The sequence below is a fragment of the Rhodohalobacter sp. genome, assembly GCF_034521535.1.
GTDB lineage: Bacteria > Bacteroidota > Rhodothermia > Balneolales > Balneolaceae > Rhodohalobacter.
In genome coordinates this window covers 117,518-142,638 of sequence record NZ_JAXHMF010000001.1, presented here as the reverse complement: position 1 = coordinate 142,638, position 25,121 = coordinate 117,518, and the positions used below count along the sequence as shown (strand labels likewise).

Genomic DNA, 25,121 nt, shown 5'->3' with positions numbered 1-25,121 from the left:
CAATTCTGTAGATTAGTAAGACACCAACGCATTCAAACAAGTAAAGATTTCACAAAAATATTGCAATATGTGGTTCGGTAAAAAGAGCAAAGAGAAAGAGACGGGATACTTTTCAGAGGATTGGTTGATACAGTGGAAAGAGAACATCAACAGCAGTAAAAATTACGCTAACCAGGGAAAATCGTGGAATGCCCCTATCATTCTAAAGATAACCTCTCCTACCGGCAGCTTTTTAAAAGAAGAGAATATTACGGGAATTTTTCTGGACTTGAAGTATGGGAAATGTGAGGAGATCCGATATTCAAAAAAGGAAGACGAAGTTAAAAGCGATGTAATCCTTAAAGCCAAAGAAGAAACATGGATTCGCTTAATCGAAAAAGACAGAGACCCCACCAAGCTGATTATGCTTGGTAAAATTAAGTTAGAGAAAGGAAGCCTTGTGATGCTATCCATCCAGAGAAAAGCTGCTATCGAATTGATAAAAGCCGCGCCTTCCTCATCCCGGATGCAGGTCAGTGACAAAGATGAAACCTCGCAGACAAGAGAAAAAAAATCACATAAGTCTTTCAAAACTACACAGGGAGGAATTAATCACAACAGCTTTCCGATGAAGCTCTTTCAAAAGGCGAAGCAATTCGGAATATGGAATCCATCCGATATTAATCTATCAACAGATGCTGAACAGTGGACCAAACTAACCCAGGATGAAAAAGAGATTATCCTGCACTTAACATCACTGTTTATTACCGGAGAAGAGGCCGTTACTTCAGATCTTCTTCCGCTCATGAAGGTGATCAGTAATGAGGGAAGGCTCGAAGAGGAAATTTTCCTTACATCGTTTTTATGGGAGGAAGCGAAACACGTGGAGTTTTTCTCTTTATACCAGCAGGAAGTATTTAAAAAACTACCTGATGCTAAAAAATTCCACGGCCCCTTTTACAAAACTATCTTTTACGAAAAACTTCCCGATGCGCTTTCAAATTTAGATCGTGATCCATCCCCTTTAAGCCAGTTAAAGGCATCCATCACATATAATATGATTGTAGAAGGAACACTGGCTGAAACGGGCTATGCTGCATTTTACAATATGCTCGAGGATAAAGATCTATTGCCGGGATTAAGAGAAGGATTGAATAAACTAAAACAGGATGAATCAAGACACATCGCTTTTGGGCTGTATTTGATTAACAGAATACTCGATGAAAATCCTGAGTACAAAGAGACTGCGGAAGATCTTTTAACAACTCTTTTGAATGACACAACCAATATCATCCATGAAATATTTGAGCCCTACGACGTAATCCCTTTCAACCTGGAGAAAGAGTGGTTTTTAAATTACGCGATCAAACAGTTTCAATTGAGGATAGATAAATTGGGAATATCCGTTTAGTAACTTCTAAGCTTATCAATAAAACACTAAACAAATTTCCTTTTTTAGATTTTTCGTAAATATGCCACTTAAAATTATTCATCATTCTAAATTCCAGAAAGTTTCAAAATTGTTCTGATATATTGACTGCATGAAAATTTTAGTAATTGAAGATGAACCCGGGTTGTTGAAGAGTATCAAGGACTCTCTGAAAAAGAATCATTATGTAGTGGAAACGGCATCTGATTATTTTACAGCCGTAGAGAAAGTGTTCGTATATGATTACGATTGCATCCTTCTTGATATCATGCTCCCTAACGGAAGCGGGCTTCAAATTCTTGAAAAGCTGAAAGAAAAGAAAAAAACTGAAAATGTCATCATCATTTCAGCAAAGGATTCACTTGATGACAAAATCAAAGGGCTCGAACTTGGCGCAGATGATTATCTCACAAAACCGTTTCACCTCGCAGAACTAACTGCACGCGTAAAAGCTGTTTTAAGACGCAATACGCTGGATGGAAAATCCACTATAGATTACGGAAACGTCAGCCTTGATCCCGATAACAGAGAGGTGACTATCAAAGATGTCCCCGTATCGTTAAACCGGAAAGAGTTTGATGTACTGAAATATTTTCTCATCAACAAAAACCGACTGATCACCCGAACCGGACTAGCCGAACATGTGTGGGGAGATCATATTGATAGAGCCGATAATTTCGATTTTATATACTATCAAATTACCAATCTCAGAAAAAAGCTTGAGGATGCCGGAGCATCTGTTGAAATTAAAGCCGTTTATGGCGTTGGCTATAAAATGGAAAAATCATGAGACTGCTAAATCGATCTCTGCAATACCTGGCCGTATCCATTTTGGTGGTAGTGGGAATTTGGTCGGTCATCTTTTATTTCGGCTTTCGTGATGAAGTGTACGACATTGTTGATGATAATCTTGAAGACCAACTTGAGCTGCTGGACGCTCGTGTGAAAGAAGATCTCTCACTATTAGAAAGCACAAGTTTTGAAGACGGTATGTTTTCGATCTCTCCAATTACATACGAGGAGGCACTGGTGTATCAGGAAGAGGTATTTCGGAATACACTTATGCCCCTCCCGTTTAGCAACGATCTTGAACAGGTTAGAATGTTGACAGAGGCTTATCAGGTGAACGGCCAATTTTACAAATACCAAGTGGTCTCCTCTACGGTGGAAGAAGATGATTTAGTTGAGAGTATGTTCTGGTTTATCATCTGGCTCTACATAGCACTTATTCTCACCATCGTACTCATCAACAATTGGGCTCTAAAAAAACTATGGTCACCTTTCTACAATATTTTAAAAGATCTAAAAAATTTTCGGGTTGAACAGAGCGCCGAACTTACAGATATCAATTCTACCACCACTGAATTTAAGGAGCTCAAACGCGTAGCAGATGAACTGATTGCAAGGACACGTCAATCGTACATCAACCAAAAACATTTTACTGAAAATGCAGCTCATGAACTTCAAACTCCAATTGCTGTCATTAATGGTAAACTTGAACTGCTTCTCGAAAAAGCTGAACTCAATGAGCAGGATGCCACAACAGTTGGTGAAATACTGGAGATTACATCGCGGCTTAACCAGCTTAACAAATCACTTCTCTTGCTCAGCCGTATCGATAATAACCAGTTTGTAGAAAACGAACGGATTTCACTCAATACCATGATTCACCGCCTAATGGAAAATCTTGAGGACCTTTCATCATACAAACATGTCACCATTCAAATCGAAGAAGATGATTCTTCGCTTTTTGTAGAAGCAAACCCATACCTCACTGAGGTTCTATTCCAAAACCTCTTGGTGAATGCCATTAATCACAATAAGCCAGACGGCAGCGTTAATATTTCAGTGGAGGAAAAATCCATAAAGATCTGTAATACATCCAAAGAAGATCAACTTGACAGTGAAAATTTATTTAAACGGTTTTCGAAAAGCCCGGGGGCAAAGCGCGGAAACGGCCTTGGCTTGGCTATTGTAAAAGCTATTTGTAACCTTTATGAATATAAAATTCGTTATTCGTTCAACGAGGGGATACACTGTTTTGATGTAAAAATAGAGTAATCTTTATTCATCATAAGTAAACTAAACTTTATAAAATCTTTCCTGAAACCAACGACTTGGGCTGTCTTATTGAATAATTTCCCCTCATTTGCTTGCCCTCATGAACCTCTACTGAGTAGAGAAACGTAATCCCCCTATCTTTTTGAAAAAAATTTTTTCTGCCAGGTATTTAATTCCAAAATGTTTCAAAATTTGGGTCTTATGTTAAAAGCAGACACTGAAACAAGCGGTCAAATTCTGATTTCTTCAAGGAATTGAAAGTCATGGATACACAGCCGCTAATAAATTATAAAGCATAGAACAATGAAATACTTACTCATAATTTTCGCCTGGACATTTTCAATTTTCGGAACGGTAAACGGACAAGATATTCCGGCTTCTCAAGTGCCCGATGCAGTGATAAACTCATTTTCCAATGATTTCTCTAACGGCAGGGATGTAGAATGGGAGAAAAAAACGGGTTATTTCGAGGTGGATTTTGAAACCGGGTGGGGCCGCGACCACGAAGCCAGGTATGATGAAGCGGGATCACTGCTCTATCATAAGGAAGAAATTCGCAACCGCGAACTGCCTGATATTGTAACAGATCGAATTCGATCAGAGTATAAAGATTACAACATTGATGATGCAGAACGAATCAAAGAAGGTGATGTAACGAAATACTTAGTCACACTCGACTCTCGAAGACTAAACGATCTGGATCTGCTTATTGATGACAAAGGAGAGATCATCAGCGAGGCCTACGACGACTAAACGTAAAAAAATCTCATGGACACACCCGGGCATAAATAGTCTCTTGCTCGGGTGTGATCTATTGCAACTGCCCAAAATGTAATCACTATGATCTTTAACTATTCTTCACAATTTTGTTTTCGCACAATTCTGAAAAATTCTATAATCTTTTTCTCTACTTTCAAATAGTCAACATTTGGGAAGCATACAGAACGTGATATAATTATCACTTATCTTTGCTCAACAAAAGTGGGCACTTCAATTCTACCCCAGTACCTAAACCCCGGGATGCTTCAAACTGAACGCAAAATTATAATCAATCAAGCTCTGTTCATCCTTATTCGAAAGCCAGGCCTCCTCTTCGTGGGATATTTCTATCAGCTCTTCGGTTTTCTTCGATGCCAGGGAGTCTTTTACCCACTTCACGGTATTCAATTCACTATCACTCAATGAATTAAACACTTCACTGTCCGGTGATGACACAAACCTCTCTCCTTCTCTTTCAGGAAATTTGACCAGTTCGATTGAAAAGGCATTATTTTCCGCGCCATACTCAAACAGTGATCCATACCGGTGCGGCACAGGCCCCATTGGAATTGCCTGATATGCAGCCCCGCTTATAGACTGTCCAAACTTTCTGAAATGGTGGAAATCAGCATAGAAGAGGAGCTTATTCATCTTCACTTTAAACACATTGGTGCTAAATGCCATATAAGCAACCATTGCGCTCAGCTTCTCTATAGACGGAGATTTATACCCGGTAAATTCATTCGGCTCCTGATATTTGAACAACCAACTAAATAACTTTTGCTCATTGGAGTAAACAGACTGAACTTTCTTTATAATCTTATCTTTCTTTGCTTCCTTTAAGCTGTCACAATCATTAACTAATTCAACAAAATGATCCGGGTTGGCAGCAAGGGAGATCAGCTTGGCGTTGGCCAGTTGAGGCACATCCCCATTTTCATAGTTGCGATATGTGTTGGGTCCTAATCCCAAGTATTTCTGACATCTTTGTTTGTGACAACTCATATCTAACCCGCATCCCTTTGATCTCTTCCGGGAAGGGTATGTTATGCTTTCTTCTATATGCGCTATGCAATAAGAGCATATTCAGTTCATCAATTTCACGGTTTGTGAACTCTTTACCCGTATCTATACATTTATAATTGTTGTATGATATGGTGAAAGTTTCCCCGCGAAACTCCAGCTCTTCTTTATTTGTCTGGCGAACGACTTCGCCTCCTGTATATGGACTTTTCATGTTGATTCTCCTACTTAAATGGATAATCCATTGGGTGTTCAGCAATGTGAAATGAAATGCATATTACTGAACTGTTCTTTCTCCCCAGTGTTATCTTGATATAGATCTCTCGGCTTTTTACGATTTTGCCAAAGACATACATTTCAGAATCGCCTCCAAAATAGTCCTCCGGCTTTGGTCCTTCTGAGTAATCATTAACGGATAGATTTTTAACAATCTCATCCCTTTCATAAGGCCTCAGTTCAAGTGTAGCTAATGTTTGTGCATTTTTAGGCCGATTGTCTTCATAAATGATATCGTAAAGTTCAATCTTAACCTCCAATCGTTTTAAAAACGACCTTACCTCATCCTTTGTTGTACTCATTTACAACTCTATGATTGAATATATAAACAATTATCTTTAATTAACAACTATACAGATTGTTTTTAACGCTTCTTATGATAGAATACCCCTACACCAATCAACAACTCACCTGACTCCACTTTCATTTGAAGGTACACTGGAAGAAGCAAACAACTATCAGTAAAAAACTGAAAATAAACTCCTATAGCTATACTGATAAGTCCCAATATTATTCCACCCCAACCTAACCAAATACTTTCTCTTCCGTATTTGAGTGAACTTTCAGCTTTCAGGTTGCTATTGTGTTTATTTATAAAAACTTCAATTCGTTGAATATTCTCTACATGGCAATAATAGTTTCATTCAAGCGATCCGGAAGGGGCTCGAGCCCTCGACTTTTCCGAGGCATCGGGACAGGCGTTTTTATCTTAACCACTATTTATAATCTCTTCTAAATCAATAACTCCTGAGATTATCTTTTCAATTACTATCCGGCTTTTCATTTTCTTGATCCAGTTTTCTGCCTGTATCGCCTGACGCTTCGTTGGAAATTCTACAACTCGCTTCAGCTCCCATGGAACACCCCGGTGCGTTGCTCGCGACGTTCCAGCATTATGTTTCTGAAGTCGATTATCTACATTCTTACTGTGCCCTGAGTAATATTGATCCAGCTTCTTACTATATAAAATGTATAGATAATGCACGTCTCTCTTCTCCATTTTCCACTAACAAAAAAAGCCACTCAAAATAAATTGAGCAGCTTTTTGCGATCCGGACGAGATTCGAACTCGCGACCTTCCCGAGGCATCGGGACAGGCGTTTATATCTTAACCACCATTTATAATCTCTTCTAAATCAATATCTCCTGAGATGATCTTTTCAATTACTATCCGGCTTTTCATTTTCTTGATCCAGTTTTCTGCCTGTATCGCCTGACGTTTCGTTGGAAATTCTACAACTCGCTTCAGCTCCCATGGAACACCCCGGTGCGTTGCCCGCGACATCCCACCATTATGTTTTTGTAGTCGATTATCTACATTCTTACTGTGACCTGAGTAATATTGATCCAGCTTCTTACTATATAAAATGTATAGATAATGCACGTCTCTCTTCTCCATTTTCCACTAACAAAAAAAGCCACCCAAAATAAATTGAGCAGCTTTTTGCGATCCGGACGAGATTCGAACTCGCGACCTCCTGCGTGACAGGCAGGCGTTCTAACCAGCTGAACTACCGGACCATTATTTCAAACTTTTTTTTATCAATTCAACAACTCGAACTCGCGACCTTCCCGAGGCATCGGGACTGGCGTTCTAACCAGCTGAACTACCGGACCATTATTTCAATAATTTTAAATGTTACAAATTCCGGTGATTCGAATTCGCGAACTTCCCAACGGATCGGGACATGCATTCTAATCCCAAAATTATCGGGAAACAACCGGACTATGTTCCATTTTTGAACAGATTTAAATATAGGGAGCCTTACGATACGAAGTCAAGGAGGAATGTAACTTTTTTCGGAAAAATAAAAGGGCTACAGGTTTCAACTGTAGCCCTTTATCGGGATGGTGATGGGATGTATGTAAGTTCTTATAAAAGTTCTTCGAGCGACTGAGTAAGTTTATCACCCATTGGAGTTACATTACTTTTAAACCTTCTGACAATATTTCCGTTCCGATCAACCAGGAATTTTTCGAAATTCCACCCTATTTCTCCTGTAAAATCCGGGTTATCCACTTGTGTCAGATAATTGTAAAGTGGATGCTGATCATCTCCTTTAACCGATATTTTTGAGAACATCGGAAATGTAACACCGTAATTTAGTTCACAGAACTGAGCAATCTCTTCATCCGAACCCGGCTCCTGTCCGCCAAAATTGTTTGCAGGAAAACCTAATACATAGAATCCTTTATCGTTGTAGGTTTCATAGAGCTCTTGCAGCTCTTTATACTGCGGAGTGTAACCACATTCAGACGCTGTATTTACGATTAAAAGAACATTGCCTTCAAACTCTGACAAAGATATCTCTTCACCGGAAAGGGAATTTAACTCAAAGTCATAAATTGACGTATCGGCTGAAATACTCATAAATAATAGTGAACCAATTATTAAAGATATTGTTTTCATAGATGACTACATTTTGTTTATAGTTGAACCATTCGCTATTCAAGAATCATTCCTTGTAATTTAAAATATCATGAAGAACTTTATCTCATTAGCTCTGTTTCTTTTTTTTATTCCCCTAAGCGGTTATAGCCAGATGTTTTCTGTTGATGACTCCTCACCTGTTCGTCAACAACAGCTTGGAACAGCTACAACTTTAAGCATTGGCTGGGAAATGGGTGAATTTGAAAACAAAAATAGTAATCTGGTTGATATTGAAGACTACAGCTTTGACGACAACATATTAAGGCTTCGGCTCGAAACCCCGGGGTTGGATATTGGAATGGGACTGGGCGGCTCTATTACCGGAATGAATAACAATAGCTATTTAAATATTTTAGGACGGCTTCATAACAATATCAATGTCTACATGAGTGATGAGAGAAACTTCATGTTTCAAATTCCTATTCAAATCACTACAGATTTAAAAAGAGTTCAGCGCAATAACACCGAATCTGAGTTCCAACTGAGCTCATTTATTGTCGGTTCCGGAGTCCGAACGGTGGCAAGACTCAGTGAGAGATTTGATTTTTCCTTAAAAGCCACACCCAACTATGGATTCAGTTTTTCGCAGGGAAACCTATTTGGCGGCAGTCTGTTCCGATTTGACGGATCCTCACAACTGTTGATTAGGAATGTATTTGGGGACAGAGGTTTGGCTCTTGGATATCACTTTGATTTTAGAAGATACGACGTTGACGGCAACCGAAATGATTACGATTATACATCCCACTCAATTTCAATCGGGGTTACTTTTTAATGAAAACTGAAACTCTTTTAATGGAACTGGAAACTCTCTGTGAAAAAGGCGGATACTCCATTCGCAAAGAGAGAGGATCGTTCCGCGGGGATCAATGCATAATAGAGGGTGATAAATTAATTGTCATCAACAAAAATAAGCCTCCTGAATCTCAGGCTGCAATATTAGCGAAGGTGCTAAAAAATATGAGTCCGGACGACACCTACATCAAGCCTGCCGTTAGAAAAGAGCTCGAAAAGATCTGGACGCGGCTTGATCGATTTAATGACGATGATGTAACAGAAGAAATTCAGGAATCATGAAGTGTACTTTTTTAGGAACCGGAACATCAATGGGCGTGCCTGTTGCCGGTGGATTTGGATCAGAACATATTAAGGGCGATCCTCGAAACCAGCGAACACGCTGTTCAGTATGGATTCAAACCAATCAATCCTCAGTAGTTATAGACACAGGCCCGGAGTTTAGAATTCAAACCATACGTTCCGGCGTAAAGAGAATCGACCTGGTTCTGATTACACACGAACACATGGATCACGTTGCCGGCCTGGACGACCTGCGTGCTTTCAATTATGCTCAGCAGGGATCTATTCCGCTCTATACGTCTAAACAAGCACTTCAGTCTATTCAGTCGAGGTTTGACTATATGTTCGGTAAAAATAAATATCCCGGCTCCACTTCCATTGATCTCTCATTAATTGACAGTGAAACCAAATTTCAGGATCTGAATATTACTCCTCTTCCCTATAATCATGGAAAAATCCAGGTGCAGGGATATCGTGTAAACGACTTCTCCTACATGACGGACGTCAAGGCTATTCCCGAATCAACAAAGGAGTTGGTGAAAGGAAGCAAAGTATTGGTCTTAAGCGGGTTGCGTTGGAACCCTGAACACCCGACGCATTTAACCATTCCTGAAGCTGTACAAATTGCCGATGAACTGGAGATTCCTCAAACGTATCTCATTCATATGAACGGCTACGTAGATCATGAGGAGTCTAACAAAAAACTCCCCAGTCACGTACAGCTGGCTTTTGATCAAATGGAGATTATACTCTGATCAAAGGAAATCCTTCAATTCCGGATTAGACTTAAGCTCTTCCACCACTTCTTTCACACCCTGTGCCTTTTTCAGGTTTACAACCAGGATTGCTTTGTCGGTTTCAACCACGGCTACGTTGTCTACTCCAACCAGTGAAACCAGTTTGCCGCTTTCGGTATGAATTAAATTCTGCGTAGAGTCGACGATTGAGATTTTTGCATTTCCAATCGCGTTTCCATATTCATCTTTTTCGGATAGCTCATGAACGGCCGTCCAGCTTCCAACATCATTCCAGCCAAATTCTCCCGGAACCACATGAACCGTTTCGGCTTTCTCCATAATACCGTAATCAATAGAGATGGAAGGGCATGCCTGGTAAAACTGATTGATATCTTCCTGCGTTAAATCGGATGCCTGCAGTTTTTCCGTCAGCTTAAAAACATCCGGCAAAAACTTTTTAAATGCCTTGAGTACGGTCTCCGTTTTCCAAACAAACATCCCGCTGTTCCACAGATAGTTACCCGAATCCAGGAACTCCTCCGCCTTTTCGCGATTTGGCTTCTCTGTGAAGTTTTTCACGGAATAAACCGGATTGCCGTCTTTTTTCAACTCACTGTTCTCATCGTAACAGATATACCCGTACCCGGTTTCCGGTCGGTTTGGTTCAATGCCAATGGTTACCAGCGAATTTTCGCTTTTTGCAGTTTCAACCGCAGAATTTAAAATATCCAGAAAAGCTTCTCTGTTTGTAATTTGATGATCGGCCGGCAGAACAACCATAACGGAGTCCGGGTCCAGCTTATTCATGATTGCAGCTGCTGCGGCAACACAAGGGGCCGTATTTTTAGCAACCGGCTCTCCTATAATATGATCCTTGCGAACTTCGGGGAGCTGAGCTTCAACAATGGAAACGTAGTTATCATTGGTAACAACCAGCACATTTTCCGGCTCAATATGGCCTTTCAATCGCTTTACCGTTTCCTGAATCATTGTTTTCTCGCCAAAAAGATTCAAAAACTGTTTGGGTAGAGCTTTGGTACTTTTAGGCCAAAATCTTGTGCCGGATCCTCCGGCCATTATCACTGCATAGGTCATTTCTGATGATCTTGATTTTAAATGGATTAAAATTTCATCAGAAAGGTAGAAAAAAGGGGATCAAACTGAAACGTGAGAAACCTTGGTTAGTGTAAAACGGAAAACAGAGCCTTCGTCAGGTTTGCTTTCTATGGTAAGCTTTTCCCCGTGTGCCTCGATGATATGCTTTACGATGGACAGGCCGAGTCCGGTTCCGCCCCTCTCCCTTGACCGGGATTTATCAACCCTGAAAAAACGCTCTGTTACTCTTTCAATATCATTCGGATCAATGCCTATACCGGTATCTTTCACGAACATTTCAACCTTGCTTTCGCCAAGATCTTTCATTCCAATTTCTACCTTGCCATTCTCCTTATTGTACTTGATCGCATTCTCAATAAGATTGATAAGCACCTGTTTGATCTGGTTCCGGTCTGCCCTTATTTGAATATTTTTATCGAAATCATGAACAATCAGCTCAATATTCTCGTCTTCCGTCTTGTACTGAAGATTTTCTACAACATCGAGGACAACATCCCTCAAAAACATCTCCTGCATATTTGATTTCAGCTCGCCTGTTTCCAGTCTGGAGATTTCCATCAAGTCCTTAGTCAGATAAGTTAGGCGATTTACATTTTTCATGGCCTTATGCAGAAAAACCTCATTCACTTCACCATCGTGAATTGCACCATTCAGAAGCGTTTCAATAAAACCCTGGATCGCAAAAATGGGTGTTTTCAGTTCGTGCGAAATATCTCCGATAAACTCCTTCCGGTAGTTCTCAATTTTGTTGAGCCGAATCAGCTCCTTCTCTACCATTTTGCTGGCGCGAATTGTTTGTTTAATCAGCTCGTCCAGTTCGTCATTATTCTCAACATCTATATCATCATAATTCTCAAACTGTTTATTTGAGACGTTCTTTATGATACGAGTCATTTTATTCAGCCTGGAATTGTGCAGGTATGCTGAAACAAAGTAGGTAATTGCAAATACTATCGCGAAGAGAAGTATAAAAAGAAGGAGTGCTTCAAATGATCCCAGCCCGGTTATATACCACATCAGAAGTGAGATAGTGGGGGCAGTGACCAGCGAAGAAATACTCGCTGTTCGCAGGGATATGGCAGAAAATAAGTTTTTTCTCAAGAATGCAGCTATTTATTCTTTAAATCGGTAACCGACACCTTTCACGGTTTCAATATAGTGATCGCCCAGCTTTTCCCGAATTTTTCGCACATGCACATCCACAGTTCGATCCACAACGTAAATATTATCTCCCCAAACCTTATTTAAGAGGGTTTGCCTGTCGCGAACCTTTCCTTTCCGGCTGGCCAGGTAGTAGAGCAGTTCAAACTCTTTCCGGGGAAGCTGAAACTCTTCCTCACCCCTTGTAACGATATATCGGTCCTTATCAATTTCAAGATCGTGCACAACCAATCGGTTCACTTCTTCTTCGGTCTCATCATACCTTCGAAGCACCGCTTTAATTCTGGAGAGTAGTTTCGTTGTGCTTATCGGCTTGGTTATAAAATCGTCGGCACCAATATCCAGTCCTTCCACTTCTGTTTTTTCATCACTTCTGGCGGTCAGAAAAATAACAGGTATGGGTTTCAGGTCGGGATTCGCCCTCATTTTCTCACAAACCTGGATGCCGTCCAGCTTAGGCATCATAATATCGAGCAGTATAAGATTAGGCTTGTACTCTTTTGCCATTTCCAATCCCTGAACGCCATTTTCGGCTTTCAGTACATTGTATCCCTCTTTTTTAAGATTGTACTCTATCAGGTCGAGTAGGTCCTGTTCATCATCAACAACGAGAATTGTTTGTTTTGACAAATCAACTTGGCTTTAGTTTCGATTCAGCCTTCACATAACGGTGTGAAGCTTAGTTCAAAGTAACCATTCAGTGTTAAGTTAATATTATCTATTCATAGAGCTTAGCGCACTCTTCACAATATCGGAAACTGAAAATTTCGGATTGGTAGCCGCAATTTTTTGAACCGATTGTTCGGCATCCCTCTTTTTGAAACCAAGCGCTTCAAGGGCAGAGACGGCCTCTTCATGTTTGCTTCGCTGTTCTGTTGAACCCGTGGCAACAGAAGGTTGGGTTTCATCAAACAGTTTATCTTTCAGCTCAAGGCACATACGCTCGGCTGTTTTCTTGCCTATTCCGGAAATTTTTGAGAGCGCCACCGTATTTTGCGTTACAATAGCTTCCATCAAATTGGCAGCCGGCATTCCCGACAAAATGGTAAGTCCCAGCTTTGGACCTATTCCTTTTACGGTAATCAATCGTTCAAAAAGATTTTTTTCCTTGGATGTTGCAAAACCGAACAGCCTCTGATCGTTATCGGTAATGTGATGATAAATCATAATCCGTATCTCTTTTCCGGTCTCAGGCAAAGTTTGCAGGGTTTGATTCGATATTTCTACCCGATAGCCCACTCCCTGAACATCTACAATGCACTCTTCTTCCGATTTACTGTGTAAAATTCCGTTCAGAAAGGCGATCATAGCGTTTTAAATATTTTGATGTTTAGTTGGTAGAGATCAGTGCTTTTTAACACGATCGGGATTGGCATCTACAAAAGCTGCCCAGCTGTTCTTGCTGTTGTTTTGATGCATTTTCTTCTTCAACTGATTGGCAGGAAGATGTCCCGTTTTTGTGTGATGGCACCAGGCAACAGCCAGGGCATCCGTGGCATCATCCTTCAGCTTTTTATCGGGCAAGGTCATAACCCGCTCCAGCATAAATGCAACCTGCTCTTTACTTGCATTTCCATTACCGGTGATCGCTTTTTTTACCGCTTTGGGGTAGTATTCCGATACGGGAATTTTTTGATTGGTGATGGCCAGAATTGCAGCGGCCTGGGCGCGTCCCAGTTTGAGCATCGCCAAAGGGTCCACTCCGTAAACCGGGGTTTCTATGGCGCACTGGGTAGGTTTGTGCTCCTTGATCAGTTTTGTGATCTCATCAAAAATAAACTGCAGGCGATCGTTGTGATCGTCCATTTTAGCCATTCGGATCACATCGCACACCTCTGCCCGGTATTTTCCATCCTCCTCTTCAAGAATGGCAAATCCCGTAGTTCGTGAACCCGGGTCGATACCGAGGATTTTTATGGACATGAGAAATCAATTAAATCAAAAATTAAAACCCTCCCAACTTTCTGTGTGAAAATAGGGAGGGCTTAGGTAATAACTTACTCTTCGTCTGCGTAGAGTTTCATAAGTCCGTCGATCATCTCTTCCGAAATACCGTTGGTCACAAAACCGCCGTCATGATAGAGATTTTGCATGGTCACTTTTCGGGTTAGGTCAGAGAAAAGCGTTACGCAATAATCTGCACACTCGTCTGCCGTAGGATTACCAAGAGGCGCAATTTTATCCGCAAAAGTATACATACCGTCAAAACCTTTAATTCCGGTTCCGGCCGAAGTTTTTGTTGGCGCCTGTGAAACCGTATTTACACGAATTCCGCGATTGGCCAGGCGACTTCCGTAATTTCTGGCAATGCTCTCAAGCAGTGCTTTAGCATCATTCATATCAGAATATTTAGAGAAAATTCTATGAGCTCCGATATAGGATAGAGCAATCACACTGGCTCCATCATTAATTACATCTGTTTTTTCTGCATAATTGAGAACTTTATGCAGTGATATTGCAGAGATATCCAAGGTCTGGTTCAGCCACTCATAGTTCAAATCGTTGTATTCTTTCTTCTTTCGAACATTTGGAGACATACCGATCGCGTGCAGAATAAAATCTACCCCGCCCAGCTCTTCTTTTGTCTCTTTCATCAGCTTTTCAACTTCCTCTTCACTGCTAACATCGCACGGTATAATTTTCGAGTTGGTCTCTTCGCCCAATGCATCCAATGTACCCAGACGGAGAGCAACAGGAGCGTTACTCAATATAAAATCAGCTCCTTCACGTTTACAGGCCAAGGCAATTCTCCAGGCAATGCTTCGCTCGTCCAAAGCCCCAAAAATAATCCCCTTTTTACCTTTTAATAATCCATATCCTTTTTCCTGAGACATATCTGTTCTACTAATTTATAGGTTGATTGCTGTTATTTTGATGAAAATAACTACTTCGTCCCTCACATCGAAATATAAAAAGAGAGGCAACCTCAAAACCTCACTCTATAGCAGGTTTATTCATTTTTTAAAGGTAAAGTGTAACGGCCCGCCTTGTTTACAATTTTTTGATTCCGGCATATACTTTTTACAATCTTGCGGGATTCTTCTAAGGTGTAGTTGAATCGACAACTCCATAGAACAATCCAAATTCCATATTTGCCACGGCTCATCTTTTGACGCGAAGCGAAACGCAGAAAATTCCATGCATTTCCGTGTTTTCGTGGCATTATTCAAACGCATTTGGAAAAAGAGGTTTATTTCCAGAGTGCACTTTAATCTGCGCCAGTTCTGCATCTACTTTAGCCTGTTCAGCAAGAGGAGCCGCTTCATCATAATCTTCTTCATTATACAGCTCGGGCTTATTCCAATTTCTGTCTGGCCTGACGAATAACCGTTTCAGTTTTGGTAAGTTGCTGAGTGGGTGGATTTATTGAAGCACATGCTCCTGTGAGAAAAAGCAAAATGGGATTGTTTTAAACTGTTACCTGCCAAAAGGTATCGTAACGCCAACCCATGGAATACCTATAACGTCTCCTCCACCATCGGTGGGTCGGAAGAGTCCAAAGTCGACCGCAAACTGCTCAGTTGTCCAGCGTGCACCTGCAGAAAGAATTCCGCCTGCATCCGCCTCAGGGATAAAATAGTTCTCTGTCAGCAAAAAGAGCCTGCGGCTTACGCGTACCATACCGCTAATGTTAATTAAAGGAGTTCGGGATATTTCGTCACCGGCATATCCGTAACCAATTCCAACCGTCATATTATTATCCCTGCTTCCAACTGTACCCACACCGTAAAAGAGGCCCAGCGTTTCAGACTCCTCTCCTACCAATCCGCCAAACATGGCTCCGGCTCCGAGGTGAAACCGATCACTTGAAATCGGAATAGATACTTTGGGCAAAATCCAGATCGGGGTTGTATTGGCACCAAATAGAAACAGGGGAACAATCCCTCCGCCCAGGGAAAAGTTGTCCGTAATTCCATAATTCACATTGTTAAAGAAGATCCACGTGTTCTGATAGTAACCCTCCCCCTTTTTAAGGCCGAGTGCATTGGGTGCAAAAAAGTATCGTGTAGCCTGAGGGTTGTCGTACCAGTGAGATCCATCTTTAATTCGATCAGGATCTATTTGAGTCATACTTCGAATATTCTCTCTCAGAATAGTTATTTCACCTACCGACTCAACATTGAGTACTACAGATTGTTCATCCTCGGAGATCAGATAGCCAAAGAAAACATTGCCTTCAACCGTTTCAACTCTATACCATTCCCTCTCTTCTGCCTGACCTTGTGCCGGTGCGCACCAAATAACCAGCAATAAACTGAAACAAATAATTAATTGTACAACTGTTTTCATAACTGAAACCCCTGTTATTTAGATTTATCGAATCATACACTATTTACTGCTATTAATCCTAACGTATTTTAAACATACATTTGTGTTTAAGTATTTCCCTATGATTAAATTATTAAAATGACGCAAAATCGTATCATACCAGTTTTGTCTGTTTTTGCAGGTGTTTTACTTATAATAGGCGGACTTTCTCTGATTGGATCCTACATCTATACCGTAGTCCAATCTGTTGGTCAGGCTGACTCCTCTCTTATTTTCTGGTATATACCGATTGTCTTATTTGGAGTGTTACTGAGCGCCGCCGGTGCTTTTTTCATCGCCATTGGATATAAGGCGCGTACCAAACCGGCACTGCAGAAGCTTTCCAAAAATTCACTTATCGTCCTTCTCTTTACACTAATAATAACGATCACGTTTGTCTGGATCGGAGAGTTCAGGGCAGATCAAACAAGAAAAGAACTTCAAGCGCAGCAAAGGATTCTATCTGAACTCATGGAAATTGAAAAAGTTGAAATCCGGAATCTTACCACAGACTCATTCTCTATATATATTCATGCAGCCGGAGAACAAACCGGTGATTACGAGATGACTGTAAATATCTATGATTCACAAGATGAGCTCTATCAATTTTCTGAACTTCACTCACTAAACAGTACGGAAAATGAAATCGTCACCGATCTTACATTTGATGATATTTTTGAAGTATGCAGAGACGCCACTTCCATGAACCGCTCCTATTTCTGTGTAGATAATGCCGGAACGAGCAATACAAAATTGAACATCAAAATTACATTAAAGCCACGCAGCCTGAACAATGTTGAATTACAACCGGAAGATGTGGAAACATCGTGGACAACTTCGTTACTGCTAGACACCATGACCCGAAATGGCTTGGTAAATGTGGAAAGTATAAAAGAGGAATAACAGACAAGACACCTCTTTTAAGCCGTTTTAAACGGCTATTAAACACATTTATATTTTTTAAATCTGATTCTTTCTACACTTTTTATGCAGAAACAGAATTATTCACACATTCTGTGTTGATAATTCAGGGGAATGTCCGTATCATTTGAGACTCTGCATCATGCGATGCTTTTATTGATATTCTAATTAAACGTGACTGTGTAATGTTTGAAGATTTGTCTTCTAAAATAGAATCAGCCGTACAGTCCTTGAAGGGGCAGTCGAAAATCACCGATGTAAATATCGCTGAGACCGTACGTGAGATTCGCCGTGCCCTGCTTGATGCAGATGTAAACCTGGAAGTTGCCCGTAAATTTACAGACGATGTAAAAGAACGGGTTATGGGATCCGATGTTCTTACCGCCGTGAATCCCGGCCAGCAGTTCACCAAGATTGTTTACGATGAGATGGTGAAAATGCTCGGCGAAGAGCGATCTGACCTGGCTGTTGCAAACACTCCCCCCACCGTAATTTTGATCGCAGGTCTGCAGGGATCCGGTAAAACCACTTTTGTTGCAAAACTTGCCCGTTATCTCAAACAAGATAATAACCGAAATCCAATTTTGGCTGCCGCCGACGTTTATCGTCCCGCAGCGATTGATCAACTTAAAACGCTGGCCTCAGAAATTGATGTGCCGGTTTATTCCATCAATCAGAAAGATCCGGTTCGTGTAGCCAAAGAAGCCGTATCGATGGCAAAGAGCCTGGCGCTCGATACCGTAATTATTGATACGGCCGGCCGCCTGCATGTGGATGAAAAGATGATGGACGAAGTTGCCGAAATCAAGAAGGCAGTCAATCCTGATGAAATTTTATTTGTCGTTGACGCTATGACCGGACAGGATGCGGTCAATACTGCAAAAGCGTTTAACGAAACAATCAATTTTGATGGTGTAGTATTAACAAAGATGGATGGCGATACCCGCGGGGGTGCAGCCCTTTCAATCCGATCTGTTGTTGAAAAACCTATCAAATTTATGAGCACCGGCGAAAAACTGGATGCTCTCTCCCCGTTCTATCCCGATCGTCTGGCACAGCGAATTTTGGGTATGGGTGATGTAGTTTCACTGGTTGAAAAAGCTCAGAAGGAGTATGACGAAGAGCAGGCCCAGAAACTGCAGAAAAAGATCAAGTCGGATAAGTTCGACCTGGTCGACTTTTATGATCAGATCCAGAAGATCAAAAAGATGGGAAATCTGACCGATCTGGTTGGAATGATTCCCGGTGCCGACAAAGCCATGAAGGATCAGGATTTGGACGAAGATTCGTTTAAACCTATCGAAGCCATTATCAATTCCATGACACCGGAAGAACGTCATGATCCTTCACTGTTAAATGGAGCCCGTCGTCGTAGAATTGCAAAAGGATCCGGCACATCTGTTCGTGAAATCAATGAGTTGATGAAGCAGTTTGAGCAGATGAAGAAGATGATGAAGACGATGAGCAAAATGAATAAAGTAGGCCGTGCAATGGAAGGGTTGAAAAACCTCCCTTTTGGACGCCAGTAAACATCAATAAGAATATATACTAAACAAAACCTTAAAGGAGTACATCATTGATTAAAATACGCTTACAACGAAAAGGAAGAAAGAAACGACCTTTTTACCACATCGTGGTAGCTGACAGCCGTTCTCCTCGTGATGGCCGAATTATTGAACAACTTGGCCGTTTTGATAACGTGAGTGAAAGTAAACAACTCACGTATGACGAAGAACGAGTAATGCACTGGTTAAAGATCGGTGCTCAGCCCAGCGATACCGTTCGCAGCATTTTCAAAAAAGAGGGAATCCTCTACAAAATGCACCTGATGCGATGGGGTAAAAGTGACGAAGAGATTGAAGCTGCTCTTGAAGAGTGGAAACAAGCTCGCGAAGAGAAAAGTAAAGATGACGATGTTAGCCGAAGAGCTAAGCAGAAGGAAATTCTGAAAGCTGAAGAGAAAGAGTACAAAAAACAGCTTGAAGAGAAAGCTGCTGCTGCAGCTAAAGAGCTTGAAAGAAAGAAAGCTAAGGAAGAGGCTGCTAAAGCAGAAGCTGAGGCTGAAGCGAAAGAAGCCGCTGAAGAAGAAAAAGCCGAAGCTGCAGAAGAAACTGCTGATGAAGTGAAGGAAGAAGAGCAGGAAGCTGCCGCTGAAGACACTGCAAAAGCTGAAGCTGACGAAAAAGAAGAAGTTAAAGCTGAGGAACCTGAAGAGGCTCCTGCTGAAGAGAAGAAAGAAGCTAAGGCAGAGGAAACCGAAGAAGCTCCTGCTGAAGAGAAGAAAGAAGCTAAGGCAGAGAAAACCGAAGAAGCTCCCGCTAAAGAAGAAGCAAAAGCTGATGACTCTGAAGAAGAGGAAAAAGCCGAAGCAAAAGAGGAAGCCGCTAAGGAAGAATCCAAGGAAGAGCCGGCTAAAGCTGAGGAGAAAAAAGAAGCTGCTCCGAAAGAGGAGGAAAAAGCTGAAGAAAAAGAAGAAGCCCCTTCACAGGTTTCAACTGATATGAATGCTACCGAAGCAATTGACCATATTAAAAATACCCCGCTTGAAGATCTGAAAGGATTTGTTCCTGAAGATGAAGACCGTGTTACAGTACAGCGTGCATGGGAAAGCAAGCAGGAAGAGTAATTAGCTAGACCGGTTATGAGTAATTTAGTGATTAACCGGTTTATCGAAATTGGCCGCTTTGGCAGGCCAAGAGGATTGGATGGCGACATCCGTTTTCAGCCAAATGAAAAATTTGTTGATGGACTTTTTGACCGGATCAATCTCTACTATATGAGAAATAAACGATCCGATCTAATTCCCGCAAGAATTGAATCTTACCGGGTTGAAAAGAAGAGAAATCAACATACGTTCTTTGTAAAATTTGATTTAATCGCTAATCGGGATGATGCCGATGAGGCTATGAATAAAGCTCTTTTTGTAGTAAATGAAGAGCTTGAAAACCTCACCGATAAACAGGAAGCTGACTCAGTAGATATGATCGGCTATCACGTTTATTCAGAAAATCGGGAAGTGGGAGAAGTACTGGATCTTTTTGAAAATCCGGCTCACCCAATTCTTGAAATAAAGTATCAATCCGGTTCGCTCCTTATTCCAATGGTGGATGAGTATATTGATCGTGTCGATCACGAACGTGGTTCAGTTTACTGCAAAAACCTCAATCAATTAACAGAAGAAGGTTAATGCTTAGAATTGACATCATATCAGGTGTTCCTGAACTGCTTCGAAGTCCGCTCGATCACAGTATCGTAGGACGAGCCAGGGAAAACAACCTGGTTGAGATTTACACACACGATCTGCGGGAATATTCTGAGGATAAACATCACAAAATTGATGATGCACCATATGGAGGAGGAGCAGGAATGGTGATGACAGCACAGCCAATTTTTTCCTGTATACGTAAACTGCAAAGTGAAAGAACATATGATGATGTACTCTTTACAGCTGCAGACGGGAAGAAGTTTGAACAGAAGGATGCAAATAAGCTGTCGCTGAAAAAAAACATTGTCATTCTTTGTGGACACTATAAAGGAGTCGATCAGCGGGTTCGCGACGAACTCATTACCGGTGAATTTTCTATCGGTGATTTCGTACTTTCAGGCGGTGAACTTCCGGCATTGGTTATGACAGATGCCATTGTGCGTCTACTGCCCGGAGTACTTGGTGATGCCGAAAGTGCGCTGACAGATTCCTTTCAGGATGATCTTCTGGAACCTCCGGTCTACACCAGGCCGGCTGAGTTTGAAGGCATGGAAGTTCCGGATATTTTACGATCCGGAGATCATAAGAAAATTGCTGAATGGCGGTCCGATATGGCGATTGAACGAACCAAACAGAGACGACCAGATTTATACAAAAAATTTAATAAGAAAAACTAAAAGCCCAGTAACGAGGACAATATCATGGATAAATTGAAACTTGTAGAACAGACCGTTGTACGCGACGATCTACCGGAATTTACAGCCGGAGATACCGTAAACGTTCACTATCGTGTTCGTGAAGGGGATAAAGAGCGAATTCAGCAGTATCAAGGCGTTGTTATTAACGAACGCGGAAGTGGTGCTAATAAAACGTTTACCGTGCGTAAAATGTCGGGCAGCGTGGGCGTAGAAAGAATTTTCCCTCTTTACTCACCATTTATCGCTAAAATTGAGATTAAGAAAAAAGGACGCGTACGTCGTTCCAAGCTTTTCTACCTTCGGGATCGAAGAGGTAAAGCAGCCAGAATCCGTGAAAAAGATTCAACAAACGCTACTAACAAAAAGAAGTAGTTCTTATTTTAAAAAGGCGATGCATAAATGTATCGCCTTTTTTTTGACACCTAAATTGTCATTACTAATCAGCTCTTCCTGATCTTTTCAGAGAGACCTTGAGCTAACTATAAACACAATAGGGTATTATGAATATTATTATTTTCGGCCCTCCGGGAGCCGGTAAAGGTACTCAGGCAAAAAAAATTAAAACCCATTTTGAGATTCCTCATCTCTCTACGGGCAATATTTTCAGAGAAAACATCAAAAACGAAACCCCTCTGGGCAAAAAGGTTAAATCGATCCTGGATGCCGGAGAACTCGTTCCCGATGAAACTGTAGTTGATCTGGTAAAAGATGAACTGAGTAAAGAAAAATACGACGATGGCGTAATTCTGGACGGATTTCCAAGAACTGTGGCTCAGGCTGAAGCTTTGGATTCATTTTTCGAGAAAAACGAAAAGAAAATCGATGCTTTTCTGACCCTCTCTGTTCCTGAAGATGAATTAGTTGAAAGAATTTTAAGCCGCGGCGAAGGACGTTCTGATGACACCCCTGAAAAAGTAAAAAACAGGCTGAGCGTTTATCATCAAAGAGACAGCTCCAGTTCTCAACTACTATAAAGAGAAAGGTGCTGTAAAAGAGATTAACGGCGTTGGTTCTATTGATGAAATATTCAACAGAATCGAAAAAACTCTCTCCTAATTGTCTTTTAAAACAACTTTCAAAAAGCTCCTGTATTCCGGGAGCTTTTTTTATTTACGCCCTCTTTTCAGCGTTTCAACAATTGCCGGTGTCACATCCAAAATAGAAGCTGCCTTTTTAAACGCATAGGTATCTCCCATAACAAACAACGGGACTGGATTTCGGGTATGAGTCTTTGTGGAAAGATCCTCAATATTTCCATGATCACTGGAAATAACCAGGGTATCTCCCTCCTTTAAATTTTCAATGATCTCTACTAGAAAGCGATCCAGAACTCCCAGTACTTTGCTTGCTTTCTCACTATCCATTTCATGGCCGGCTTTATCAGTCAAATAGTACTCATACAGCACCAAGTCATATTCCAACAAAGAGCTTAATGCTCTTTCAGCTGCATCTTCAGGTGTTATTTTAGGTACATCCAGGTTCAAACTGTTCCGCCAGGCATCCTGTATAATTTCTGCAGTCAGTGATTTATTATCTAATAAGCTTTCCAACCCGTTCAGTTTAATTCCCGCCGATTTTGTCATAAGGGTTGTGCACGTCCATCGATTCCTTTTCTTTGATTTTTCAAAAAAAATATCAGGATATGCATTTAAAAAATGAGGTTTAAAACCTTCTATTTGAGCTTTATGAAATAGACTCTTCTCTTTTAACAAAAACTTGGTTTTAGAATAGGGAAACGGACCAAAATGTTTACCTGCAATTTTCGAAGCATTTTCTCCTGAAAAAAGGGATGCCTGTCCCGTACCACTTTGCGGCAAGCCTTCTATATCCAGATTAGCATCGATTGGCAAATACAGTTTATCACTTTTGATGGAAGGTTGGATACCACTATGCAGACCATCACCTTCAGTGAAATAGGAGAAAGATTTTAAGTTTTGGTCAGATAGAGGGTTAAATTCAGACTTTTCGCCAACACCTACTCCATCAATAAATACAAAAAATACAGACATTTATTTTTCTACTATTATAGTGACCGGTCCATCATTGATTAACTCTACATCCATCATTGCTCCAAACTTACCTTCCTGTACGTTTAAATTCGTAATTTTTTTAAAACGTTCTACCATATAATCGTAAAGCGGTTCTGCTACATCCGGTTTGGCAGCTTCAATAAAGCTTGGACGCGTGCCCTTTCGCGTATTTCCGTAAAGTGTGAATTGGGATACTGCTAAAATTCCACCCTCTACATCCTGTACCGAATGGTTCATTTTACCTTCCTCATCCTCAAAAATTCTTAGCTTGGATATTTTTCTGCAGCACCAGTCAATCTCTTCTTTACTGTCCGATTCATGGATCCCTATAAGAAGTAAAAGACCATGATTAATACTTCCGGTTACGCTACCATCTACAGTAACGGATGCTCTTTTCACGCGCTGAACTACAATCTTCATATGTTGATAAAACTGTTAATAAGTCGATTTTAATTTGTTAACAACCGGGAAGTCAGAATTTTGATCAGATCTTTCCACATCAATCAACAAAAATTCTGGTTTATACACATCCAAAAAGAATAACTTTTGATGTGGAAGGATGAAAACATAAAGATAGGTGTGATACGTATAAAATGTTAATTACTTTATAAAAGGATAATTAAGTAATTGATTTTACTTGTTTATTTATCCACAATGTTATTCACATAATACAAAACTTATCTACCTGGGTTTTGATAAATAAGTTGTAAACATATCCACACTCCCTACTATTAAAAGACTAAATAAAAATCTCATCTTACTCGTATATACCTGTGGATAACAAGCAGAATAATTCAAAATCAGTTCTCTCTTTCTTTCTATATTTAAACAAATCTGAATTTCAGATGTTCAATTTTTTAAATGCTAAAAATTCTCTTTTACGGTGAGTAAAAAATCATTCAGTTACAAAGACTCCGGTGTAGATATTAAAGCAGGTGAAGAACTTGTTGATTCAATTAAAGATGTTGTTAAAGAAACTCACAACAAAAATGTGCTAACCAATATTGGTGGTTTTGGAGCTCTCTTTAATGCTGACTTTTCAAGCTATGATGAACCGGTGCTGGTTAGCAGCGTTGATGGTGTTGGAACCAAATTGATTGTAGCTTTCAAGGCAGGTAAATATGATACCGTTGGCCAGGATCTGGTTAACCACTGCGTGAATGATATTGCCGTTTGTGGTGCAACACCCTTGTTTTTCCTGGATTATTTTTCAACCGGTAAACTGGAACAGGAAGTCGGTTATAATGTGATCAAAGGATTTTCAAAAGCCTGTAAAGAGAATGGAGTTGCACTGATTGGCGGCGAAACCGCTGAAATGCCGGATATCTATCAGAAAGGGGAATTTGATCTGGCCGGTACCATTGTTGGAGTTGTAGACAAAAGTAAACTTATCGACGGTTCAAAAATTCAAAAAGGTGATAAGCTGATCGGCTTCAAAAGCAACGGACTTCACACCAACGGTTATTCACTGGCCAGAAGTGTTCTGTTTAGCGAATATGAAATTAATGATATACCCGGTAAGCTGGACTGTTCAGTTGCAGAAGAGTTATTAAAGGTTCATAAATCTTATCTTTCGCTGATTACAGAATTGAAATTGATTGATGGCGTAAACGGATTTTCACACATAACAGGTGGCGGTATTATTGGCAATACAAAACGGGTAGTTCCGGATGGATTATCAATTGAGATGAATTGGGATACCTGGGAAAGACCTGCTATTTTTGATCTGATTCAGGAGACAGGAAATGTGGATGAAGAAGATATGCGACAAACGTTTAATTTAGGTATTGGTTTGATTGCTGTTGTAAATCCGGATTCGTTGAATAAACTGAAGAGTGTATCGGAAAAACTTGGAGAAGAGATGTTTGAGATTGGTTCTGTAAAATGAACAAATCGGTCTAAACCATAAC

General features: G+C 40.6%; 29 protein-coding genes, 1 tRNA gene and 1 pseudogene. 15 read left to right on the top strand and 16 right to left on the bottom strand.

Translation table 11 applies throughout. From position 1 onward, the window contains the following. The first annotated feature begins 67 nt into the window (after positions 1 to 67). From U5K35_RS00735 to U5K35_RS00720, 4 genes are all read left to right on the top strand, one after another. Positions 68 to 1,390 carry a R2-like ligand-binding oxidase gene (locus U5K35_RS00735; protein WP_322569555.1) on the top strand — a complete coding sequence of 441 codons (1,323 nt, stop codon included), beginning with the start codon at positions 68 to 70 and terminating at the stop codon, positions 1,388 to 1,390. A gap of 130 nt (positions 1,391 to 1,520) precedes the next feature. After that, the gene (locus U5K35_RS00730) at positions 1,521 to 2,198 is read left to right on the top strand and encodes a response regulator transcription factor (protein WP_322569554.1); all 678 of its coding nucleotides are present in this window, start codon (positions 1,521 to 1,523) and stop codon (positions 2,196 to 2,198) included. After that, positions 2,195 to 3,469: a HAMP domain-containing sensor histidine kinase gene (locus tag U5K35_RS00725; protein WP_322569553.1), complete on the top strand. Its 1,275-nt coding sequence runs from the start codon at positions 2,195 to 2,197 to the stop codon at positions 3,467 to 3,469. The genes U5K35_RS00730 and U5K35_RS00725 overlap by 4 nt, the downstream gene beginning before the upstream one ends. A 303-nt stretch (positions 3,470 to 3,772) precedes the next feature. Then, positions 3,773 to 4,222, top strand: coding sequence for a PepSY-like domain-containing protein (locus U5K35_RS00720; RefSeq protein ID WP_322569552.1), 450 nt, complete (start codon positions 3,773 to 3,775; stop codon positions 4,220 to 4,222). Between the two features lie 255 nt (positions 4,223 to 4,477). On the opposite strand, the gene U5K35_RS00715 is transcribed toward U5K35_RS00720, so the two are convergent. The 7 genes from U5K35_RS00715 to U5K35_RS00685 form a co-directional block, all read right to left on the bottom strand. Then, complete coding sequence (locus tag U5K35_RS00715) at positions 4,478 to 5,200, bottom strand: Panacea domain-containing protein (protein ID WP_322569551.1); 723 nt, start codon at positions 5,198 to 5,200, stop codon at positions 4,478 to 4,480. Further along, positions 5,166 to 5,465, bottom strand: coding sequence for a hypothetical protein (locus U5K35_RS00710; protein WP_322569550.1), 300 nt, complete (start codon positions 5,463 to 5,465; stop codon positions 5,166 to 5,168). Before U5K35_RS00710 ends, U5K35_RS00715 begins: the two co-directional genes overlap by 35 nt. A gap of 10 nt (positions 5,466 to 5,475) precedes the next feature. Beyond that, a complete protein-coding gene (locus U5K35_RS00705) occupies positions 5,476 to 5,829 on the bottom strand; it encodes a hypothetical protein (protein WP_322569549.1) in 354 nt (117 codons plus the stop codon). 407 nt (positions 5,830 to 6,236) lie between these two features. Further along, positions 6,237 to 6,512 carry a GIY-YIG nuclease family protein gene (locus tag U5K35_RS00700; RefSeq protein WP_322569548.1) on the bottom strand — a complete coding sequence of 92 codons (276 nt, stop codon included), beginning with the start codon at positions 6,510 to 6,512 and terminating at the stop codon, positions 6,237 to 6,239. 123 nt (positions 6,513 to 6,635) lie between these two features. Beyond that, the gene (locus U5K35_RS00695; RefSeq protein ID WP_322569547.1) at positions 6,636 to 6,911 is read right to left on the bottom strand and encodes a GIY-YIG nuclease family protein; all 276 of its coding nucleotides are present in this window, start codon (positions 6,909 to 6,911) and stop codon (positions 6,636 to 6,638) included. Between the two features lie 63 nt (positions 6,912 to 6,974). Then, a tRNA-Asp gene (locus U5K35_RS00690) sits at positions 6,975 to 7,048 on the bottom strand. Between the two features lie 352 nt (positions 7,049 to 7,400). Continuing rightward, the gene (locus U5K35_RS00685; RefSeq protein ID WP_322569546.1) at positions 7,401 to 7,937 is read right to left on the bottom strand and encodes a glutathione peroxidase; all 537 of its coding nucleotides are present in this window, start codon (positions 7,935 to 7,937) and stop codon (positions 7,401 to 7,403) included. A 70-nt stretch (positions 7,938 to 8,007) separates the two neighbouring features. On the opposite strand from U5K35_RS00685, the gene U5K35_RS00680 reads away from it, so the two are divergent. From U5K35_RS00680 to U5K35_RS00670, 3 genes are read left to right on the top strand one after another with little or no spacing between them, the layout of a single operon-like run. Next, positions 8,008 to 8,733: a hypothetical protein gene (locus tag U5K35_RS00680; RefSeq protein ID WP_322569545.1), complete on the top strand. Its 726-nt coding sequence runs from the start codon at positions 8,008 to 8,010 to the stop codon at positions 8,731 to 8,733. Continuing rightward, positions 8,733 to 9,035 carry a hypothetical protein gene (locus tag U5K35_RS00675; RefSeq protein WP_322569544.1) on the top strand — a complete coding sequence of 101 codons (303 nt, stop codon included), beginning with the start codon at positions 8,733 to 8,735 and terminating at the stop codon, positions 9,033 to 9,035. Before U5K35_RS00680 ends, U5K35_RS00675 begins: the two co-directional genes overlap by 1 nt. Then, positions 9,032 to 9,790 (top strand): MBL fold metallo-hydrolase, encoded by a 759-nt coding sequence (locus U5K35_RS00670; RefSeq protein ID WP_322569543.1) that lies wholly within the window; start codon positions 9,032 to 9,034, stop codon positions 9,788 to 9,790. The genes U5K35_RS00675 and U5K35_RS00670 overlap by 4 nt, the downstream gene beginning before the upstream one ends. Here the strand turns inward: U5K35_RS00670 and U5K35_RS00665 are convergent, their stop codons facing one another. The 7 genes from U5K35_RS00665 to U5K35_RS00635 form a co-directional block, all read right to left on the bottom strand. Further along, positions 9,791 to 10,867: a mannose-1-phosphate guanylyltransferase gene (locus U5K35_RS00665; RefSeq protein ID WP_322569542.1), complete on the bottom strand. Its 1,077-nt coding sequence runs from the start codon at positions 10,865 to 10,867 to the stop codon at positions 9,791 to 9,793. A gap of 60 nt (positions 10,868 to 10,927) precedes the next feature. Further along, a complete protein-coding gene (locus U5K35_RS00660; protein ID WP_322569541.1) occupies positions 10,928 to 11,989 on the bottom strand; it encodes a sensor histidine kinase in 1,062 nt (353 codons plus the stop codon). A gap of 12 nt (positions 11,990 to 12,001) precedes the next feature. Then, positions 12,002 to 12,679 carry a response regulator transcription factor gene (locus tag U5K35_RS00655; RefSeq protein ID WP_322569540.1) on the bottom strand — a complete coding sequence of 226 codons (678 nt, stop codon included), beginning with the start codon at positions 12,677 to 12,679 and terminating at the stop codon, positions 12,002 to 12,004. A gap of 84 nt (positions 12,680 to 12,763) precedes the next feature. After that, positions 12,764 to 13,357 carry a Holliday junction branch migration protein RuvA gene (gene ruvA / locus U5K35_RS00650; RefSeq protein WP_322569539.1) on the bottom strand — a complete coding sequence of 198 codons (594 nt, stop codon included), beginning with the start codon at positions 13,355 to 13,357 and terminating at the stop codon, positions 12,764 to 12,766. A gap of 36 nt (positions 13,358 to 13,393) precedes the next feature. Then, positions 13,394 to 13,972 carry a crossover junction endodeoxyribonuclease RuvC gene (gene ruvC / locus U5K35_RS00645; protein ID WP_322569538.1) on the bottom strand — a complete coding sequence of 193 codons (579 nt, stop codon included), beginning with the start codon at positions 13,970 to 13,972 and terminating at the stop codon, positions 13,394 to 13,396. Positions 13,973 to 14,046: 74 nt separating this feature from the next. After that, positions 14,047 to 14,883 carry an enoyl-ACP reductase gene (locus tag U5K35_RS00640; RefSeq protein ID WP_322569537.1) on the bottom strand — a complete coding sequence of 279 codons (837 nt, stop codon included), beginning with the start codon at positions 14,881 to 14,883 and terminating at the stop codon, positions 14,047 to 14,049. Positions 14,884 to 15,466: 583 nt separating this feature from the next. Next, on the bottom strand, positions 15,467 to 16,339 hold the full coding sequence (locus U5K35_RS00635) for a hypothetical protein (protein ID WP_322569536.1): 873 nt from the start codon (positions 16,337 to 16,339) through the stop codon (positions 15,467 to 15,469). Between the two features lie 117 nt (positions 16,340 to 16,456). Here U5K35_RS00635 and U5K35_RS00630 point away from each other — a divergent pair, with 117 nt between their 5' ends. The 7 genes and pseudogenes from U5K35_RS00630 to U5K35_RS00600 all read left to right on the top strand — a co-directional run bounded on the left by U5K35_RS00630 (position 16,457) and on the right by U5K35_RS00600 (position 22,237). After that, the gene (locus tag U5K35_RS00630; RefSeq protein WP_322569535.1) at positions 16,457 to 17,260 is read left to right on the top strand and encodes a hypothetical protein; all 804 of its coding nucleotides are present in this window, start codon (positions 16,457 to 16,459) and stop codon (positions 17,258 to 17,260) included. A gap of 203 nt (positions 17,261 to 17,463) precedes the next feature. Then, positions 17,464 to 18,807 carry a signal recognition particle protein gene (gene ffh, locus U5K35_RS00625; protein WP_322569534.1) on the top strand — a complete coding sequence of 448 codons (1,344 nt, stop codon included), beginning with the start codon at positions 17,464 to 17,466 and terminating at the stop codon, positions 18,805 to 18,807. Between the two features lie 47 nt (positions 18,808 to 18,854). Continuing rightward, positions 18,855 to 19,904, top strand: a complete 1,050-nt coding sequence (gene rpsP / locus U5K35_RS19465; RefSeq protein ID WP_416221568.1) for a 30S ribosomal protein S16 — start codon at positions 18,855 to 18,857, stop codon at positions 19,902 to 19,904. A gap of 15 nt (positions 19,905 to 19,919) precedes the next feature. After that, the gene (rimM, locus tag U5K35_RS00615; protein ID WP_322569533.1) at positions 19,920 to 20,465 is read left to right on the top strand and encodes a ribosome maturation factor RimM; all 546 of its coding nucleotides are present in this window, start codon (positions 19,920 to 19,922) and stop codon (positions 20,463 to 20,465) included. Further along, the gene (trmD, locus tag U5K35_RS00610) at positions 20,465 to 21,160 is read left to right on the top strand and encodes a tRNA (guanosine(37)-N1)-methyltransferase TrmD (protein WP_322569532.1); all 696 of its coding nucleotides are present in this window, start codon (positions 20,465 to 20,467) and stop codon (positions 21,158 to 21,160) included. Before rimM ends, trmD begins: the two co-directional genes overlap by 1 nt. A 24-nt stretch (positions 21,161 to 21,184) precedes the next feature. Continuing rightward, complete coding sequence (rplS, locus tag U5K35_RS00605; RefSeq protein ID WP_416221567.1) at positions 21,185 to 21,553, top strand: 50S ribosomal protein L19; 369 nt, start codon at positions 21,185 to 21,187, stop codon at positions 21,551 to 21,553. A 128-nt stretch (positions 21,554 to 21,681) separates the two neighbouring features. Further along, a pseudogene (locus U5K35_RS00600) lies at positions 21,682 to 22,237 on the top strand (adenylate kinase). A gap of 50 nt (positions 22,238 to 22,287) precedes the next feature. Here U5K35_RS00600 and U5K35_RS00595 read toward each other — a convergent pair. Together U5K35_RS00595 and dtd are read right to left on the bottom strand one after the other, a co-directional pair. After that, the gene (locus U5K35_RS00595) at positions 22,288 to 23,190 is read right to left on the bottom strand and encodes an alkaline phosphatase family protein (protein ID WP_322569530.1); all 903 of its coding nucleotides are present in this window, start codon (positions 23,188 to 23,190) and stop codon (positions 22,288 to 22,290) included. Next, a complete protein-coding gene (dtd, locus tag U5K35_RS00590) occupies positions 23,191 to 23,631 on the bottom strand; it encodes a D-aminoacyl-tRNA deacylase (RefSeq protein WP_322569529.1) in 441 nt (146 codons plus the stop codon). It abuts the gene before it with no gap. Positions 23,632 to 24,094: 463 nt separating this feature from the next. Between dtd and purM the strand changes: the two genes are divergently transcribed. Next, entirely contained in the window at positions 24,095 to 25,099 is a 1,005-nt protein-coding gene (purM, locus tag U5K35_RS00585; protein WP_322569528.1) for a phosphoribosylformylglycinamidine cyclo-ligase, read from the top strand. Positions 25,100 to 25,121 lie beyond the last annotated feature (22 nt).